Raw genomic sequence first — 14,116 nt, forward strand, 5'->3', positions numbered from 1 at the left:
CATGCCATTTCTCCGTTGGATGACGGTCAGACTGCGAGCTGATGCTCCTGCAAGCCCGGACTGCTGACCCGATAGATACCGATTTCCCCTAGAAGATTAGGCCAAAGCCGGCCGCCCAGCCCATTACGGTGCAGGTGGTCTACGGCCAGCCGGTCGAGCACCTTGGCGTTGCGTGCGCGGCACAGGTTCTCGAAGTCTTCGAAGGTGCAGAAGTGAATGTTCGGCGTGTTGTACCAGGTGTACGGCATGAAGTCCGACACCGGCATGCGCCCTTTGGTCGCCAGGTACCAGCGGCAGCGCCAGTGGCCAAAGTTGGGGAAGGTGATGATGCACTGTCGGCCCACGCGCAGCATTTCGTCGAGGATGCGGTCGGGGTATTCCACGGCCTGCAGCGCCTGGGTCATGACCACCACATCGAAGCTGTTGCTGGCGAAGTTGCCCAGGCCTTTGTCGAGGTCCTGCTCGATGACGTTGACGCCACGGGCTACGCAGTCGGCGATGTTGTCGGCGTCGATTTCCAGGCCGTAGCCGGTGACGTTCTTGCGATCACGCAGCGAGGCCAGCAGTTCGCCGTTGCCGCAGCCAAGGTCGAGTACCCGGCTGCCGGCGGGGATCCAGTCGTGGATGATTTCCAGGTCGGCTCTCATGCGGTCCTCAGAGGGCGATGCGGTTCATGTAGTTGGAGAAACCCTGCATGTAGCGAGGCGTCGGGATCAGGAAGGCGTCGTGGCCATACGGCGAGTCGATGTCCAGGTAGCAGACATTCTTGCGCGCGGCCATCAGCGCATCGACGATCTCCCGCGAACGGGCCGGCGAGAAGCGCCAGTCGGTGGTGAACGACATGATGCAGAAGTTTGCCGTGACCCCGGCCAGGGTGGCCGCCAGGTCGCCGCCGTGGGCTGCGGCCGGGTCGAAGTAGTCCAGCGCCTTGGTCATCAGCAGGTAGGTGTTGGCGTCGAAACGCCCGGAAAACTCCTCGCCCTGATAACGCAGGTAGCTCTCGACCTGGAACTCCACGCTGTGGAAGTCGTAGTTCAGCTTGTCGCTCTTGAGCTCGCGGCCGAATTTCTCGCCCATCGAGTCATCCGACAGGTAGGTGATATGCCCGACCATGCGCGCCAGCATCAGGCCGCGCTTGGGGATCACGCCTTGGTCCTGGAACGAGCCGCCATGGAATTCAGGGTCGGTGAGGATGGCCTGGCGCGCCACTTCGTTGAAGGCGATGTTCTGCGCCGACAGCTTGGGCGCCGAGGCGATGTCAACGCAGTGGCGCACGCGGTCCGGGTAGGTGATGGCCCATTGCAGCGCCTGCATGCCGCCCAGGCTGCCGCCAACGATGGCGGCCCAAGTATGGATACCCAGGCGGTCGGCCAGGCGCGCCTGGCTGTGCACCCAGTCTTCCACGGTCAGTACCGGGAAGTCCGCCCCGTAGGGCTTGCCGGTTGCCGGGTTGATGCTGCTGGGGCCGGTGCTGCCGTTGCAGCCGCCGAGGTTGTTCAGGCTGACCACGAAGAAGCGATTGGTGTCGATCGGCTTGCCTGGCCCGATGCAGCTGTCCCACCAGCCCGGCTTGCGGTCGGTGGCTGCGTGGTAGCCGGCAGCGTGATGGTGGCCAGACAGTGCGTGGCAGATGAGCACGGCGTTGCTGGCGCTGGCATTGAGCTGGCCGTAGGTTTCGTAGATGAGTTCGTACGAGGCCAGCGAGCGGCCACAGGCCAGGGCCAACGGTTCATCGAACCGGGCGATCTGGGGGGTTACCAGACCGACGGAATCTTCGGGAAAGACTGTGGACATCGACCCTGCTCACGCTTGACGGAGGCGTAAGTCTAAAGAGCGCTACCCCCTGCGGCAAGCAATGGCTTGCCACAGGGGCCGTGCGGCTTAGATCATCCGCCACAGCTCTTGCGGCATGCCGGCATAGGCGGCCAGGGCAGGCATGATGAACGACTGGATCACCTGGATGGCGATAAAGGCGAAGATCGGCGAAATATCCATGCCGCCCAGGTTCGGCACCAGGCGGCGGAACGGCGCCAGTACCGGCTCTGCAATCTGGTTGGCCAGCTCGGCGGCGGGGTTGTGGCTGTTGGGCGCAACCCACGAGACGATCACCATGACGATCATCGCCACCCAGAAGATTTTCAGGAACAGCGAGGTAATGCCAAGGATCGCCCACATCAGCAGGTGCAGCACATCACCGAAGGTGCCGTAGGTGACCATCAGCACGAAGGCCATCAGCAGCGCCTGGATGATGATCGCCAGCAGCAGCGACGAGGTATCCAGGCCGGCAATGCTCGGCACTATGCGGCGCAGCGGCTTGAGCAGCGGCTGGGTGGCGCGCACGGCGAACTGGCTGAGTGGGTTGTAGAAGTCGGCCTTGACCAGTTGCAGCACAAAGCGCAGCAGGACAATCACCAGGTACAGGCTGACCAGGGTTTGCACCACGAAAATCGCAGCGCCTGACAGTGCATTCATTCAACGGCTCCTTATTTGCCCAATTGTTCGGCGAGTTCGGCGGAACGCTGGGCGGCGGCTTGCAGTGCTTGTTCGACGATGGCCTCGAAACCGCTGGCCTGGAACGACTTGATGGCCGCTTCCGTGGTGCCGGCAGGCGAGGTGACGCGGCGGCGCAGTTCGGCGGCGTCGACGTCGCTGGCCACCGCCATGTGTGCGGCGCCCAAGGCGGTTTGCAGGGTCAGTTGCGAGGCGGTTTCGCGCGGCAGGCCGAGTTTTTCGCCGGCAGCGGTCATGGCTTCGATCAACAGGAAGAAATACGCCGGGCCACTGCCGGAAACGGCGGTCACGGCATCGAGTTGCTGTTCTTGCTCAAGCCACAGCGCCGTGCCCACGGCCGACAGCAACTGCTCGGCCTGCTGGCGTTGTTCGGCAGACACCTGCTCGGTGGCGTACAGGCCGCTGGCGCCTTGGCGCAGCAGCGACGGGGTGTTAGGCATGCAGCGCACTACCGCAATGTTGCCAAGCCAGGCTTGCAGGCTGGCGCAGGTGATGCCGGCGGCAATCGACACGACCAGCTGGCCGGCCTTGAGGCTGGGCTTGAGGGTTTCGCAAACCGCTTTCATCACCTGCGGCTTGACCGCCAGCACGATGACGTCGGCGCCCTCGATAGCCTCGGCGTTGTGCTCGAAGGTTTCGATGCCGTGTTCGGCCTTGATGCGGCTGCGGGTTTCGGCGCCCGGGTCGCTTGCGCGAATGTGCGCGGCATCCAGGCCCTGGGCGCGCAGGCCGCCGATCAGGCTGGCGGCCATGTTGCCGGCGCCGATAAAGGCAATACGAGTCTTGCTCATGTCAGGTCCTTGTGCGAAAGCGTGAGTTAAGCATGGATTCAGGGCTGGCCGTAATCGCGCGCACCGAACAGGGCGGTGCCGATACGCACCCAGGTCGCCCCTTGGGCGATGGCGGCTTCAAGGTCATGGCTCATGCCCATCGACAGGGTGTCCAGGCCCAGGCCCAACTGGGCCTGCAACTGCGCCAGGGTGGCAAACGCCGCCTCTTGCTCGGCGCGCACCTCGGTGGGCTCCGGGATTGCCATCAGCCCGCGCAGGCGCAGGCCAGGCAGGGCGCTGACGGCTGCGGCCAGGGCTGGCAGGTCGGCGGGGGCACAGCCGGATTTGCTCGCCTCGCCGCTGACGTTCACCTGCAAGCACACATTGAGCGCGGGCAGGCCGGCCGGGCGTTGTTCGCTGAGGCGCTGGGCGATTTTCAGGCGGTCCACGGAATGTACCCAATCGAAGTGCTCGGCGATGGCCTTGGTCTTGTTCGATTGGATGGGGCCGATGAAGTGCCAGATCAAGGGCAGGTCAGACAGTTCCTGTTGTTTTGTCAGGGCTTCCTGCAGGTAGTTCTCGCCAAAATCGGCCAGGCCTGCGGCGTAGGCCTCGCGGATCGCGGCGGCGGGCTTGGTCTTGCTGACAGCCAGCAATTGCACGGCAGCCGGGTCACGGCCTGAAGCCATCGCTGCAGCGTGGATGCGGGCGTTAATGGCGCTAATGTTGTCTGCTAGGGTGGACATGGATCGTCGCCGCCGGTGTTGGAGTCTGCGGCATTCTACCTGCTTGATGGCCGTTGGGGAGTCTCATGGATGTGACTGACTTGTTGCGCCGGGCCGTGTTGGCCGGGGCCAGCGACTTGCACTTGGCAGCCGGTGAGAGCCCGCTGCTGCGCGTTGACGGCGAGCTGCAACGCCTGGCTTGCCCGGCTGTGCCAGCCGATGCCCTGGAGCGGGCGCTCACCGGCCTGCTCGATGCGGCCCAGCGGGAGCGCTGGGGGGCTGGCGATGAGCTGGACCTGGCCTTGAGCCTGCCGGCACTTGGGCGTTTTCGCCTGAACCTGTACCGCCAGCGCAACGGCCCGGCGCTGAGCGCTCGGGTAATCGCGACGCAGGTGCCTGATGTCGACCATTTGGGGCTAGGCGATGTATTTCAGGGCATTGCGCAATGCCGCGACGGCCTGGTGCTGGTGGCTGGCGCCACGGGCAGCGGCAAGTCCAGTACCTTGGCGGCGCTGCTCGGGCGGCTGAACCGCGAGCAGCCGTTGCACATCGTCACCCTTGAAGACCCCATCGAGTTTATCCACAGCAGCCAGTCGGGCCTGGTCAGCCAACGCGAGGTCGGGGTGCATAGCCGCGACTTCGCCCAAGGCCTGCGCAGTGCGCTGCGCCAGGACCCGGATGTCATCATGATTGGCGAGCTGCGCGACCTTGAGAGTATCCGCCTGGCGCTGCGCGCCGCCGAGACCGGGCATCTGGTGCTGGCCACGGTGCATACGCGCTCGGCAGCGAGCTGCGTCGACCGGCTGGTGGATGTGTTTGCCGCTGAGGAAAAGCCACTGGTGCGGGCGATGCTTGCCGAGTCGCTGCGCGTGGTGGTGGCCCAGGTGCTGGTGCGGCGCAAAGGGGGCGGGCGAGTGGCAGCGCGCGAAGTGCTGGTGGCGACGCCTGCGGTGCGCAACCTGATCCGCGAAGGGCGCATGGCGCAGTTGCCGTCGATTATGCAAGCTGGAGCGGCGCAGGGCATGCGTACCCTGGAGGGGGCGATGCAGGCGTTGCAGGCGCAGGGTTTGGTTGCTGACCACAACCACAAGCGACACGGGATGCTGTAGGAGCGGCCTTGTGCCGAGAAAGGGCTGCGTAGCGGCCCCAGCAATTGTGTGTGATGCCAAAATCCTGGGGCCGCTACGCAGCCCTTTCGCGACACAAGGCCGCTGCTACACGAGGCTGCGTAAGGCAGGATGTTGCTGCAGTCTCAGCGCTTGGCCAGGCGCAGGGCCTGTTGCTCTTTGGGCAATACCCGCTTGGCGACCACGTAGTGCTTCTGCCAGTAAGGTTTGCTGAGGTTGTCGATGCTTACCCGTTTGCCGGTGCGCGGCGCATGGATGAAGCGGTCGTTACCCAAGTAGATGGCAACGTGGTTTACCCGGCGGCTTTTGATGTTGAAGAAGATCAGGTCGCCCGGCTTGAGCTCGCCGCGCTGCACTTTGACACCCTGGCCCTCGGCCATGGCATTGGAGGTGCGCGGCAGGTCGATGTCGGCCACGTCGTTGAACGCGTACTTGACCAGGCCGCTGCAGTCGAAGCCCTTTTTCGGGCTGCTGCCACCCCAACGGTAGGGCGTGCCCAGTACATTGACTGCACGGCTGAGCACTTCGCTGCTCTGCTTGGGCGACATGGCCACCGCTTGCAGGCCCTGCTGGCGCGCGGCGTTGTTGGGCCGGGCGCGCACGCTGGCGCTGCTGCGGTAGTGCACCGGGGCACGTTTTACCGTGGCTTCGGCGTTTGAGGTGTAACCGGTGAACCCGCTGGGCAGACGTTGCTCACGATTGGTGGCGTGGGCCGCCAGCGGTAAAAGAAGGCAGAGGGTCAGCCATGGCTTGATGAAAGGCGGCATGTTGAAGCTCTTATAGGTGTTGGCGCGCAACTTTATAACAGCTTTTTGCTCAAACTTCGGTCCGCTGGTCGATTACGCACGTACCATATGTCGGGTAGAAACAGAAAAGTCACATTTTTCGTTAGAAAATTTTCGGCTAACCCATGAGGGCTTGGAATGAATGGTTATCCACCAAACGGGGCGGTGAACGACACCCACAGCAAGGTGCTCGGCTACCTGCTGTGGATCTTCGGCTTCACCGGGGCCCACCGCTTTTACTATGGCAAACCGATCACCGGGACGATCTGGTTCTTCACCCTGGGCCTTCTGGGCATCGGCTGGCTGATCGACCTGTTTCTGATTCCGTCGATGGACCGCGAAGCGGACATGCGTTTTCAGTCAGGCAGCGTCGATTACAACCTGGCATGGCTGTTTTTGACGTTCCTGGGGATTTTCGGCGCGCACCGTTTGTACCAAGGCAAATGGATCAGTGCGCTGGTCTACTTCTTTACCGGCGGGCTGTTCCTGCTGGGCGTGCTGTATGACTTCTGGACGCTCAACAGCCAGGTTTCGCAGGTTAACGCGGAACGGCGCAGGGTCTGACCCGAAGCCATCAAAAAAGGCCTTGTCGCACGCTGGCGGCAAGGCCTTTTCGGTTACTGCCGGCGCTGTTGCAGCAGCAGGTTGCTGAAACCTGCCCCGGACAGTTGCTTCTGCGCCACGGTCAGCTGTTCACGGTTGCTGAACGGCCCGACCATGACCCGGTACCAGGTTTCTTCCTTGACCGTCCCCGATTCTACCTTGACCGCCTGGCCGAGCAGGATGATCTGCGCGCGTACCTTGTCGGCATCGGCCTGCTTGCGGAACGAGCCTGCCTGCAAGAAGAACTGCGTGGTGGCGGCCGGCTTGATCACCGGTGGTGCCGGTGGCGGGGTTTGCCCCTGTAGCGCGGCCTGGGCGCGGGCGGTGTCGATCTTTGCCGCTTCTGCCGGGGTTACCGGTGTGGTCGGCACCACGGGGACCGGTGGCGTCTTCTCCGGCACCGCCTCGGGCGGCACGATGACTTCCGATTCAGGCAGCAAGGTGTAGAAGTCGTACTTGGGCTTGATCGGTTGCTGTACCGCAGGCGCGGTGCTCTTGCTCGCCTCGGTGACGCGGTCGGCCTTCTGCTGGTCTGGCTTGGTGCGCTTGATGTCGCCACCGCCGCCGGGTTCGAGTTTCATCAAAAAGACGATGAATGCGCCCACGGTCAGCCCGACCGCCAGCCATACCCACCCAGGGATCGGCTGCTTGGCGGCGGGTTGATGGCGGCTGGCGCCGCGCCTGGGTGCGGGTTTTTTCTTCGCAGCCAACTTACATGCGCTCCAAGGTTTCCAGGCCCAGCAATTCCAGGCCCTGCTTGAGGGTGCGGCCGGTCAGGGCAGCCAGGCGCAGGCGGCTCTGTTGTTGCTCAGGGCTTTCGGCGGTGAGGATCGGGCAGTTCTCGTAGAAGCTCGAGAACAGGCCGGCCAGGTCGTAGAGGTAGCTGCACAGCACGTGCGGCGTGCCTTTTTCGGCAACGTTGTTCAACACTTCGCCAAACTGCGCCAGGCGCGCTGCCAGGTCCTGCTCGTGGGCAGCTTGCAGCACGATGCTGCCATCCACCTCGTCGAAGCCCTTGCCCAGCTTGCGGAACACGCCGGCGACGCGGGTGTAGGCATACAGCAGGTAAGGTGCGGTATTGCCCTCGAAGTTGAGCATCAGCTCGAAGTTAAAGCTGTAGTCGCTGGTGCGGTGCTTGGACAGGTCGGCGTATTTCACCGCGCCGATACCGACCACTTCACCGATGTGGCGCAGGTCGTCTTCGGCGAGGGTCGGGTTCTTATCCTTGACCAGCGCGTAGGCGCGCTCCTTGGCTTCGTTGAGCAGGTCGATCAGCTTGACCGTGCCACCGTCGCGGGTCTTGAACGGGCGGCCGTCGGCGCCGTTCATGGTGCCAAAGCCCATGTGCTCCATTTGCATCGGGTGGCCGACGAAGCCTGCGCGGCGGGCCACTTCGAACACCTGGTTGAAGTGCAGGGCCTGGCGCTGGTCGACGAAATACAGGGCGCGGTCGGCCTTGAGCACGTTGCTGCGATAGCGCACGGCGGCGAGGTCGGTGGTGGCATACAGGTAGCCACCATCGGCCTTCTGTACGATCACCGGCAGAGGCTCGCCTTCGCTGTTCTTGAATTCTTCGAGGAACACGCACTGCGCGCCTTGGTCTTCGACCAGCAGGCCCTTGGCCTTGAGGTCGCTGACCACATTGGCGAGGTCGGCGTTGTAGGCGCTTTCGCCCATCACGTCGGCCATGCTCAGTTTGACGTTGAGCAGCTCGTAGGTTTTCTGACAGTGCGACAGCGAGATGTCCTTGAAGCGCGTCCACAGCGCCAGGCACTCGGCATCGCCGGCCTGCAGCTTGACCACCAGGCCGCGCGCGCGGGTGGCGAACTCTTCAGACTCGTCGAAACGTTTTTTCGCTGCGCGGTAGAAGTTCTCCAAGTCCGACAGCTCGTCGCTGGTGATCGGGTTTTCTTCAAGGTAGGCCAGCAGCATGCCGAACTGGGTACCCCAGTCGCCCACGTGGTTCTGGCGGATGACCTCGTCACCGAGGAACTCCAGCACCCGCGCGACGCTGTCACCGATGATGGTCGAGCGCAGGTGGCCGACGTGCATCTCTTTGGCCAGGTTCGGCGCCGACAGGTCAACCACGACCTTCTGCGCAGCGCCGGCCTTGCGCACACCCAGGTGGCCATCGGCCAGGGCGGCATCCAGGCGGCTGGCCAGGGCGTCGGTGTTCTGGAAGAAGTTGAGGAAGCCCGGGCCGGCGATCTCGACCTTGGTGATATCGGCGCTGGCCGGCAGTGCAGCGATGAGCTTTTCAGCCAGGTCGCGCGGCTTCATGCCAGCAGGCTTGGCCAGCATCATGGCGATGTTGCTGGCGAAGTCGCCGTGGGTTTTGTCACGGGCGTTTTCCACCTGGATCGCCGGCGTCAGGCCTTCAGGCAGCACACCTTCGGTGACGAGTTGGGTGAGGGCTTGCTGGATCAGCTGGCGAATGGTGTCTTTCATGGGGGTCTCTTTTCGACCGCAAGCGCGGTAAGCGCTTCGATGCGCAGGTGGAAAAACTGGGCATTATCCGTTGCCCGGGTCAGCTTGCCAACCATTGCGCGGCAAGCGTCGAGCTCAGTACAGGTCGACCGGGTCGACGTCCAGTGACCAGCGGACCTGGCGGCCTGACGGGAGCTGCTCCAACACTAGCAACCAGGCACTGATCAGTCGATGCAGTGGCGCCCGGGCGTTGGCCTGGAGCAATAGTTGTGCGCGATAACGGCCCGCCCGTCGCTCCATGGGCGCAGGTACCGGGCCGAGCAGTTCGATGCCTTGCAGGCCTTGTTCGTTCACTACGCGTTCGGCAGCAGCGCAGGCTTCGTCGAGAAACCCCTCGGCTTGGCCGGGCTTGTGCGCATCGGCGCGCAGCAGCGCCAGGTGGGCAAAGGGTGGCAGGCCGGCGGCGCGGCGCTCGCTCAGGGCTTGTTCGGCGAAGGCGAAATAGCCCTGCTCGGTGAGTTGCACCAGCAGCGGATGGTCGGCCAAGTGGGTCTGCACGATGACCTTGCCCGGCTCTTCGGCGCGGCCGGCGCGGCCCGCCACCTGCACGATCAGTTGGGCCATGCGCTCGCCGGCGCGAAAATCGCCAGAGAACAGCCCGCCGTCGGCATCGAGAATCGCCACCAAGGTGACCCGGGGGAAGTGGTGCCCCTTTGCCAGCATCTGGGTGCCGACCAGAATGCTCGGCTGGCCGCGCTGGATGGTGGTGAACAGGTTGTGCATGGCGTCCTTGCGCGAGGTGCTGTCGCGGTCCACACGCAGGATCGGGTATTCGGGGAACAGCACCTTCAAGCGCTCTTCGGCGCGCTCGGTGCCGGCGCCGACCGGGCGCAGGTCCACGTGGGCGCACTGCGGGCATTGCAGTGGCAGGCGCTCGTCATAGCCGCAATGATGGCAACGCAGCACCGCCGAGCGTTGGTGCACGGTCATGCGTGCATCGCAGCGCGGGCACTCGCTGAGCCAGCCGCAGTCGTGGCATAGCAGAGTTGGGGCGAAGCCGCGGCGGTTGAGGAACACCAACACCTGCTGGCCGGCTTCCAAGGTCTGGCGGATGGCCTGTTGCAGCGGGCCGCTGATGCCGCTGTCCAGCGGCAGGCTGCGCACGTCCAGGCGCAGAAAGCGCGGCGCCTTGGCGCCGCCGGCGCGCTGGTTCATGCGCAGCAGCCCGTAACGGCCGCTGTGGGCATTGTGCAGGCTTTCGAGCGACGGCGTGGCCGAACCCAGCAGGATTGGAATGTTCTCCTGGTGGGCGCGCACCACGGCCAGGTCGCGGGCGTGATAGCGCAGGCCTTCCTGCTGTTTATAAGAGCCGTCGTGCTCTTCGTCGATGATGATCAGGCCGGGGTTCTTCATCGGCGTGAACAGCGCCGAGCGGGTGCCGATAATAATGTCGGCCTCGCCGTCGCGTGCGGCCAGCCAGGCGTCCAGGCGCTCGCGGTCGGCCACGGCCGAATGCAGCAGGGCGATGCGCGCATTGAAGCGCTGTTCGAAGCGCTGCAAGGTCTGCGGGCCAAGGTTGATCTCGGGGATCAGGATCAGCGCCTGCTTGCCGGCTTCGAGGGTCTCGCGGATCAGTTGCAGGTAGACCTCGGTCTTGCCGCTCCCGGTCACCCCCGCCAGCAGGAACGCGTGGAAGGCGCCAAAGCCCGAGCGTACCGCCTCGAAGGCGGCGCGTTGTTCGTCGTTCAGCGGCAGTTCCGGCTGCGCCAGCCAGTGCTCGTGGCGCGGCGCGGGGAGGTGGCGGCGCACTTCGATGTTGACCAGGTCCTTGGCCAGCAGCAGGTCGAGGCTGTCCTTGTTCAGGCCCAGCTTGCTCAGCAGGCTGTGGGCCACGCCGTGAGGGTGCTGCGACAGCGTTTTCAGGGCCTCGCGCTGGCGCGGGGCGCGGGCAATGCGCGGGTCATCCAGGCGGGCGCCGGGGGTGCTGTGCCAGAAGCGCTCCTGGCGCGTCTCGGCGGCCTCGCCCTGGCGCAGCAGGGTCGGCAGGGCCCAGCTCAGGGTGTCGCCAAGGCTGTGCTGATAGTACTGGGCGGTCCACAGGCACAGCTTGAACAGCGCAGGCGGGATGGGCGAGACCGGGTCGAGCAGCGCGCTGGCAGGCTTGAGCTTGTCAGCAGGCACCTCGCTTTTTTCTGCTACTTCCACCAGCACGCCGATCATCTCGCGGCGGCCGAACGGTACGCGGATGCGCATGCCCGGCGTGAGCGCCTGGCGGGCCATGCTCGCCGGCGCCTGATAGTCGAACAGGCGGCGCAAGGGCGAGGGCAGGGCAAGGCGCAGGATGACGTCGGACACGCGAAAGGTCTCTGGAGGGCGTTTCTGTAATCGGGCGAGCCTAGCAGACGACAGTCGGTGCACGCGACAACTTGCGCTGCGGCTGCGCTCTGGTATTATTCCCCGCCTAATTACGTGCGGTATTCAACAAATGGTTGTTGGGTGGCGGCACGCAGCTCGAGGAAGTGACCATGAAAGCCAATATTCATCCGAACTACGAAGTAGTTGCAGTCACCTGCAGCTGCGGCAGCAAATTCGAAACCCGTTCGACCCTGGCCAAGCCGCTGGCGATCGACGTGTGCTCGCAGTGCCACCCGTTCTACACCGGTAAGCAAAAAGTCCTGGACACCGGTGGCCGCGTACAGAAGTTCGCCGACCGCTTCGGCATGTTCGGTGCCAAGAAGTAATAATGCGCATGGCGAGGCCTTCGGGGTTCGCATTGCTGCAAAAGAAGGCGCCCCTTGTGGGCGCTTTTTTTGTGGCCGCGCTTTGGCATTTCCCGGCCCTGGCGTTCTGCCCGCTGCCTGAACGAGCGCAGCAGGTGGCGGTGCGCGCAGTGGTAGATGGCGATACCGTGCGCCTGGTCGATGGCCGCAGCGTGCGACTGATTGGCATCAATGCTCCTGAAATCGGGCGCAGGGGCCGCGCCAGCGAACCCTATGCCGAGGCTGCTCGGCTGCGTCTTCAGGCCCTGATCAAGGCCAGCGACGGCAAGGTTGGGCTGGTTCCGGGCACTGAGCACAAGGACAAATATGGCCGTACTTTGGCGCATATATATGGCCGGGGCGGCAACAATCTTGAAGCACAACTGCTCAGCGAGGGGCTCGGCTACCGGGTGGCCGTAGCGCCCAATGTCGCCCTGGCAGGCTGCCAGCAGCAGGCGGAGCAGGTGGCTCGGCAGGCCCGGTCTGGGCTGTGGCAGCACTCCCCCGTGCAACGTGCCGATACCCTGAAACGCAGCGGGTTCGCGCTGCTCAAGGGGCGTATAACCCACGTTGCGCGCAACCGGGGCGGTACTTGGCTTGAGCTGGACAACACCGTGGTGCTGCATATTCCCGCTCGTCTGCAGCGGCACTTTCCTGGGCGCTTTGTGGATAACCTGAAGGGGCGCCAGGTTGAAGCGCGCGGCTGGGTGAAGGACCGCAGCGGCAGCCGCAAAGCCAAGCCAGGCCAGCGCCGCTGGCTGCTGCCGCTGACCGATCCGAGCATGCTGACGGCCCTGTCTGGTTAAATAGTTGTAGACAGTATGCTTATGGATTGTACACACTGGCTTTTCCTAAGCCCCGTGGGTTTTAGCGTAAAGTCGTAGGCCGCAGGCCTTGACACTTGTGACCGGGCAGTCTTGTCGCCCCCCGGCACTTTGCGTATCCTCGGCGGTCCGTCAGAACAGTAAATAGCGGAATGCCCATCATGTCAGACCTGAAAACCGCCGCTCTCGAATACCACGCCCAGCCCCGTCCAGGGAAACTGAGCGTCGAGCTCTCCAAGCCAACTGCCACTGCCCGTGACCTCGCCCTGGCCTATAGCCCAGGCGTCGCCGAGCCTGTGCGCGAGATCGGCCGTGATCCGGAGCTGGCCTACAAATACACCGGCAAGGGCAACCTGGTAGCGGTGATCTCCGATGGCACCGCTATCCTCGGTCTGGGTGACCTGGGCCCGCTGGCCTCGAAGCCGGTCATGGAAGGCAAGGGCGTTCTGTTCAAGCGTTTCGCCGGCATTGACGTATTCGACATCGAAGTCGAATCGGAAAGCCCGCAAGCTTTCATCGACACCGTTCGCCGCATCTCGATCACCTTCGGTGGTATCAACCTTGAAGACATCAAGGCCCCAGAGTGCTTCGAAATCGAACGCACCTTGATCGAGCAGTGCGACATTCCGGTCTTCCACGATGACCAGCACGGCACCGCCATCGTTACCGCGGCCGGCATGATCAACGCCCTGGAAATCGCCGGCAAGAAGCTCGAAGAAGCCAAGATCGTCTGCCTGGGTGCCGGTGCTGCCGCCATCTCCTGCATGAAGCTGCTGGTAAGCATGGGCGCCAAGGTCGAGAACATCTTCATGATCGACCGTAGCGGCGTGATCCACGCTGGCCGCGACGACCTGAACCAGTACAAGGCCCAGTTCGCCCACGCGACCGACAAGCGCACCCTGGCCGACGCCCTGAACGGCGCCGACGTGTTCGTTGGCCTGTCCGGCCCGAACCTGCTGAGCGCTGAAGGCCTGAAGTCGATGGCTGCCAACCCGATCGTGTTCGCTTGCTCGAACCCAGACCCGGAAATCGCTCCAGAGCTGGCTCACGCCACTCGCGACGACGTGATCATGGCGACCGGTCGTTCCGACTACCCGAACCAGGTCAACAACGTACTGGGCTTCCCGTTCATCTTCCGTGGTGCCTTGGACGTCCGCGCCAAGCGCATCAACGAAGAAATGAAGATCGCTGCTGCCATCGCCCTGAAAGATCTGGCCAAGCTGCCGGTGCCGAAGGAAGTGTGTGAGGCCTACGGCGTTCAGGCGCTGGAGTTCGGCCGTGAGTACATCATCCCGAAACCACTGGATGCGCGTCTGATCACTGTTGTTTCCGATGCCGTGGCCAAGGCCGCCATCGAATCCGGCGTGGCGACCCTGCCGTATCCGAAGCACTACCCGCTGAAAAGCGTGGATGAAGTGTTCAACGGCTGATCCTGCCGTCGCCACATGAAAAAGCCCCGACTCGCGAGAGCCGGGGCTTTTTTTCGTCTGCGGCTTGCGCCAGCTGTAGGAGCGGCCTTGTGTCGCGAAAGGGTCGCGCAGCGGCCCCGGCGATTTTGCATGAGGCCAAAATCTCGGGGCCGCTG

General features: G+C 63.9%; 14 protein-coding genes. 5 read left to right on the forward strand and 9 right to left on the reverse strand.

Going from position 1 to position 14,116, the window contains the following annotated elements:
- Window positions 1-26: 26 nt before the first annotated feature.
- The 5 genes from metW to HU720_RS08060 form a co-directional block, all read right to left on the reverse strand.
- Complete coding sequence (gene metW, locus HU720_RS08040) at window positions 27-647, reverse strand: methionine biosynthesis protein MetW (protein ID WP_186518912.1); 621 nt, start codon at window positions 645-647, stop codon at window positions 27-29.
- 7 nt (window positions 648-654) lie between these two features.
- Window positions 655-1,794 carry a homoserine O-acetyltransferase gene (locus tag HU720_RS08045; protein WP_186518914.1) on the reverse strand — a complete coding sequence of 380 codons (1,140 nt, stop codon included), beginning with the start codon at window positions 1,792-1,794 and terminating at the stop codon, window positions 655-657.
- A gap of 87 nt (window positions 1,795-1,881) precedes the next feature.
- A complete protein-coding gene (locus HU720_RS08050) occupies window positions 1,882-2,472 on the reverse strand; it encodes a YggT family protein (protein WP_186518916.1) in 591 nt (196 codons plus the stop codon).
- Between the two features lie 11 nt (window positions 2,473-2,483).
- Window positions 2,484-3,302, reverse strand: coding sequence for a pyrroline-5-carboxylate reductase (gene proC / locus HU720_RS08055; protein WP_186518918.1), 819 nt, complete (start codon window positions 3,300-3,302; stop codon window positions 2,484-2,486).
- Between the two features lie 38 nt (window positions 3,303-3,340).
- Window positions 3,341-4,027, reverse strand: coding sequence for a YggS family pyridoxal phosphate-dependent enzyme (locus tag HU720_RS08060; RefSeq protein ID WP_186518920.1), 687 nt, complete (start codon window positions 4,025-4,027; stop codon window positions 3,341-3,343).
- A 65-nt stretch (window positions 4,028-4,092) separates the two neighbouring features.
- Between HU720_RS08060 and HU720_RS08065 the strand changes: the two genes are divergently transcribed.
- A complete protein-coding gene (locus HU720_RS08065) occupies window positions 4,093-5,115 on the forward strand; it encodes a PilT/PilU family type 4a pilus ATPase (RefSeq protein WP_186518922.1) in 1,023 nt (340 codons plus the stop codon).
- 143 nt (window positions 5,116-5,258) lie between these two features.
- Here the strand turns inward: HU720_RS08065 and HU720_RS08070 are convergent, their stop codons facing one another.
- On the reverse strand, window positions 5,259-5,900 hold the full coding sequence (locus HU720_RS08070; protein ID WP_186518924.1) for an NlpC/P60 family protein: 642 nt from the start codon (window positions 5,898-5,900) through the stop codon (window positions 5,259-5,261).
- A 156-nt stretch (window positions 5,901-6,056) separates the two neighbouring features.
- On the opposite strand from HU720_RS08070, the gene HU720_RS08075 reads away from it, so the two are divergent.
- On the forward strand, window positions 6,057-6,482 hold the full coding sequence (locus HU720_RS08075) for a TM2 domain-containing protein (protein WP_186518926.1): 426 nt from the start codon (window positions 6,057-6,059) through the stop codon (window positions 6,480-6,482).
- 53 nt (window positions 6,483-6,535) lie between these two features.
- On the opposite strand, the gene HU720_RS08080 is transcribed toward HU720_RS08075, so the two are convergent.
- The 3 genes from HU720_RS08080 to HU720_RS08090 all read right to left on the reverse strand — a co-directional run bounded on the left by HU720_RS08080 (window position 6,536) and on the right by HU720_RS08090 (window position 11,303).
- Window positions 6,536-7,231 (reverse strand): SPOR domain-containing protein, encoded by a 696-nt coding sequence (locus tag HU720_RS08080; protein WP_186518928.1) that lies wholly within the window; start codon window positions 7,229-7,231, stop codon window positions 6,536-6,538.
- A 1-nt stretch (window position 7,232) separates the two neighbouring features.
- Window positions 7,233-8,969 carry an arginine--tRNA ligase gene (gene argS / locus HU720_RS08085; RefSeq protein WP_186518930.1) on the reverse strand — a complete coding sequence of 579 codons (1,737 nt, stop codon included), beginning with the start codon at window positions 8,967-8,969 and terminating at the stop codon, window positions 7,233-7,235.
- A 114-nt stretch (window positions 8,970-9,083) separates the two neighbouring features.
- Window positions 9,084-11,303, reverse strand: coding sequence for a primosomal protein N' (locus HU720_RS08090; protein ID WP_186518933.1), 2,220 nt, complete (start codon window positions 11,301-11,303; stop codon window positions 9,084-9,086).
- Window positions 11,304-11,473: 170 nt separating this feature from the next.
- On the opposite strand from HU720_RS08090, the gene rpmE reads away from it, so the two are divergent.
- The 3 genes from rpmE to HU720_RS08105 all read left to right on the forward strand — a co-directional run bounded on the left by rpmE (window position 11,474) and on the right by HU720_RS08105 (window position 13,961).
- Complete coding sequence (rpmE, locus tag HU720_RS08095) at window positions 11,474-11,689, forward strand: 50S ribosomal protein L31 (RefSeq protein WP_119146850.1); 216 nt, start codon at window positions 11,474-11,476, stop codon at window positions 11,687-11,689.
- A 2-nt stretch (window positions 11,690-11,691) separates the two neighbouring features.
- The gene (locus HU720_RS08100; RefSeq protein WP_186518935.1) at window positions 11,692-12,513 is read left to right on the forward strand and encodes a thermonuclease family protein; all 822 of its coding nucleotides are present in this window, start codon (window positions 11,692-11,694) and stop codon (window positions 12,511-12,513) included.
- Window positions 12,514-12,692: 179 nt separating this feature from the next.
- Window positions 12,693-13,961 (forward strand): malic enzyme-like NAD(P)-binding protein, encoded by a 1,269-nt coding sequence (locus HU720_RS08105; RefSeq protein WP_186518937.1) that lies wholly within the window; start codon window positions 12,693-12,695, stop codon window positions 13,959-13,961.
- The last annotated feature ends 155 nt before the right edge of the window (window positions 13,962-14,116 follow it).

It is taken from the genome of Pseudomonas sp. SWRI51 (assembly GCF_014268825.1).
In the GTDB taxonomy this organism is placed as follows: domain Bacteria; phylum Pseudomonadota; class Gammaproteobacteria; order Pseudomonadales; family Pseudomonadaceae; genus Aquipseudomonas; species Aquipseudomonas farsensis.

Bases quoted from the DNA above. Each gene is read 5' to 3' on its own strand.
- metW (WP_186518912.1), bottom strand. From the start codon at position 647: ATGAGAGCCGACCTGGAAATCATCCACGACTGGATCCCCGCCGGCAGC.
- HU720_RS08045 (WP_186518914.1), bottom strand. From the start codon at position 1,794: ATGTCCACAGTCTTTCCCGAAGATTCCGTCGGTCTGGTAACCCCCCAG.
- HU720_RS08050 (WP_186518916.1), bottom strand. From the start codon at position 2,472: ATGAATGCACTGTCAGGCGCTGCGATTTTCGTGGTGCAAACCCTGGTC.
- proC (WP_186518918.1), bottom strand. From the start codon at position 3,302: ATGAGCAAGACTCGTATTGCCTTTATCGGCGCCGGCAACATGGCCGCC.
- HU720_RS08060 (WP_186518920.1), bottom strand. From the start codon at position 4,027: ATGTCCACCCTAGCAGACAACATTAGCGCCATTAACGCCCGCATCCAC.
- HU720_RS08065 (WP_186518922.1), top strand. From the start codon at position 4,093: ATGGATGTGACTGACTTGTTGCGCCGGGCCGTGTTGGCCGGGGCCAGC.
- HU720_RS08070 (WP_186518924.1), bottom strand. From the start codon at position 5,900: ATGCCGCCTTTCATCAAGCCATGGCTGACCCTCTGCCTTCTTTTACCG.
- HU720_RS08075 (WP_186518926.1), top strand. From the start codon at position 6,057: ATGAATGGTTATCCACCAAACGGGGCGGTGAACGACACCCACAGCAAG.
- argS (WP_186518930.1), bottom strand. From the start codon at position 8,969: ATGAAAGACACCATTCGCCAGCTGATCCAGCAAGCCCTCACCCAACTC.
- rpmE (WP_119146850.1), top strand. From the start codon at position 11,474: ATGAAAGCCAATATTCATCCGAACTACGAAGTAGTTGCAGTCACCTGC.
- HU720_RS08100 (WP_186518935.1), top strand. From the start codon at position 11,692: ATGCGCATGGCGAGGCCTTCGGGGTTCGCATTGCTGCAAAAGAAGGCG.
- HU720_RS08105 (WP_186518937.1), top strand. From the start codon at position 12,693: ATGTCAGACCTGAAAACCGCCGCTCTCGAATACCACGCCCAGCCCCGT.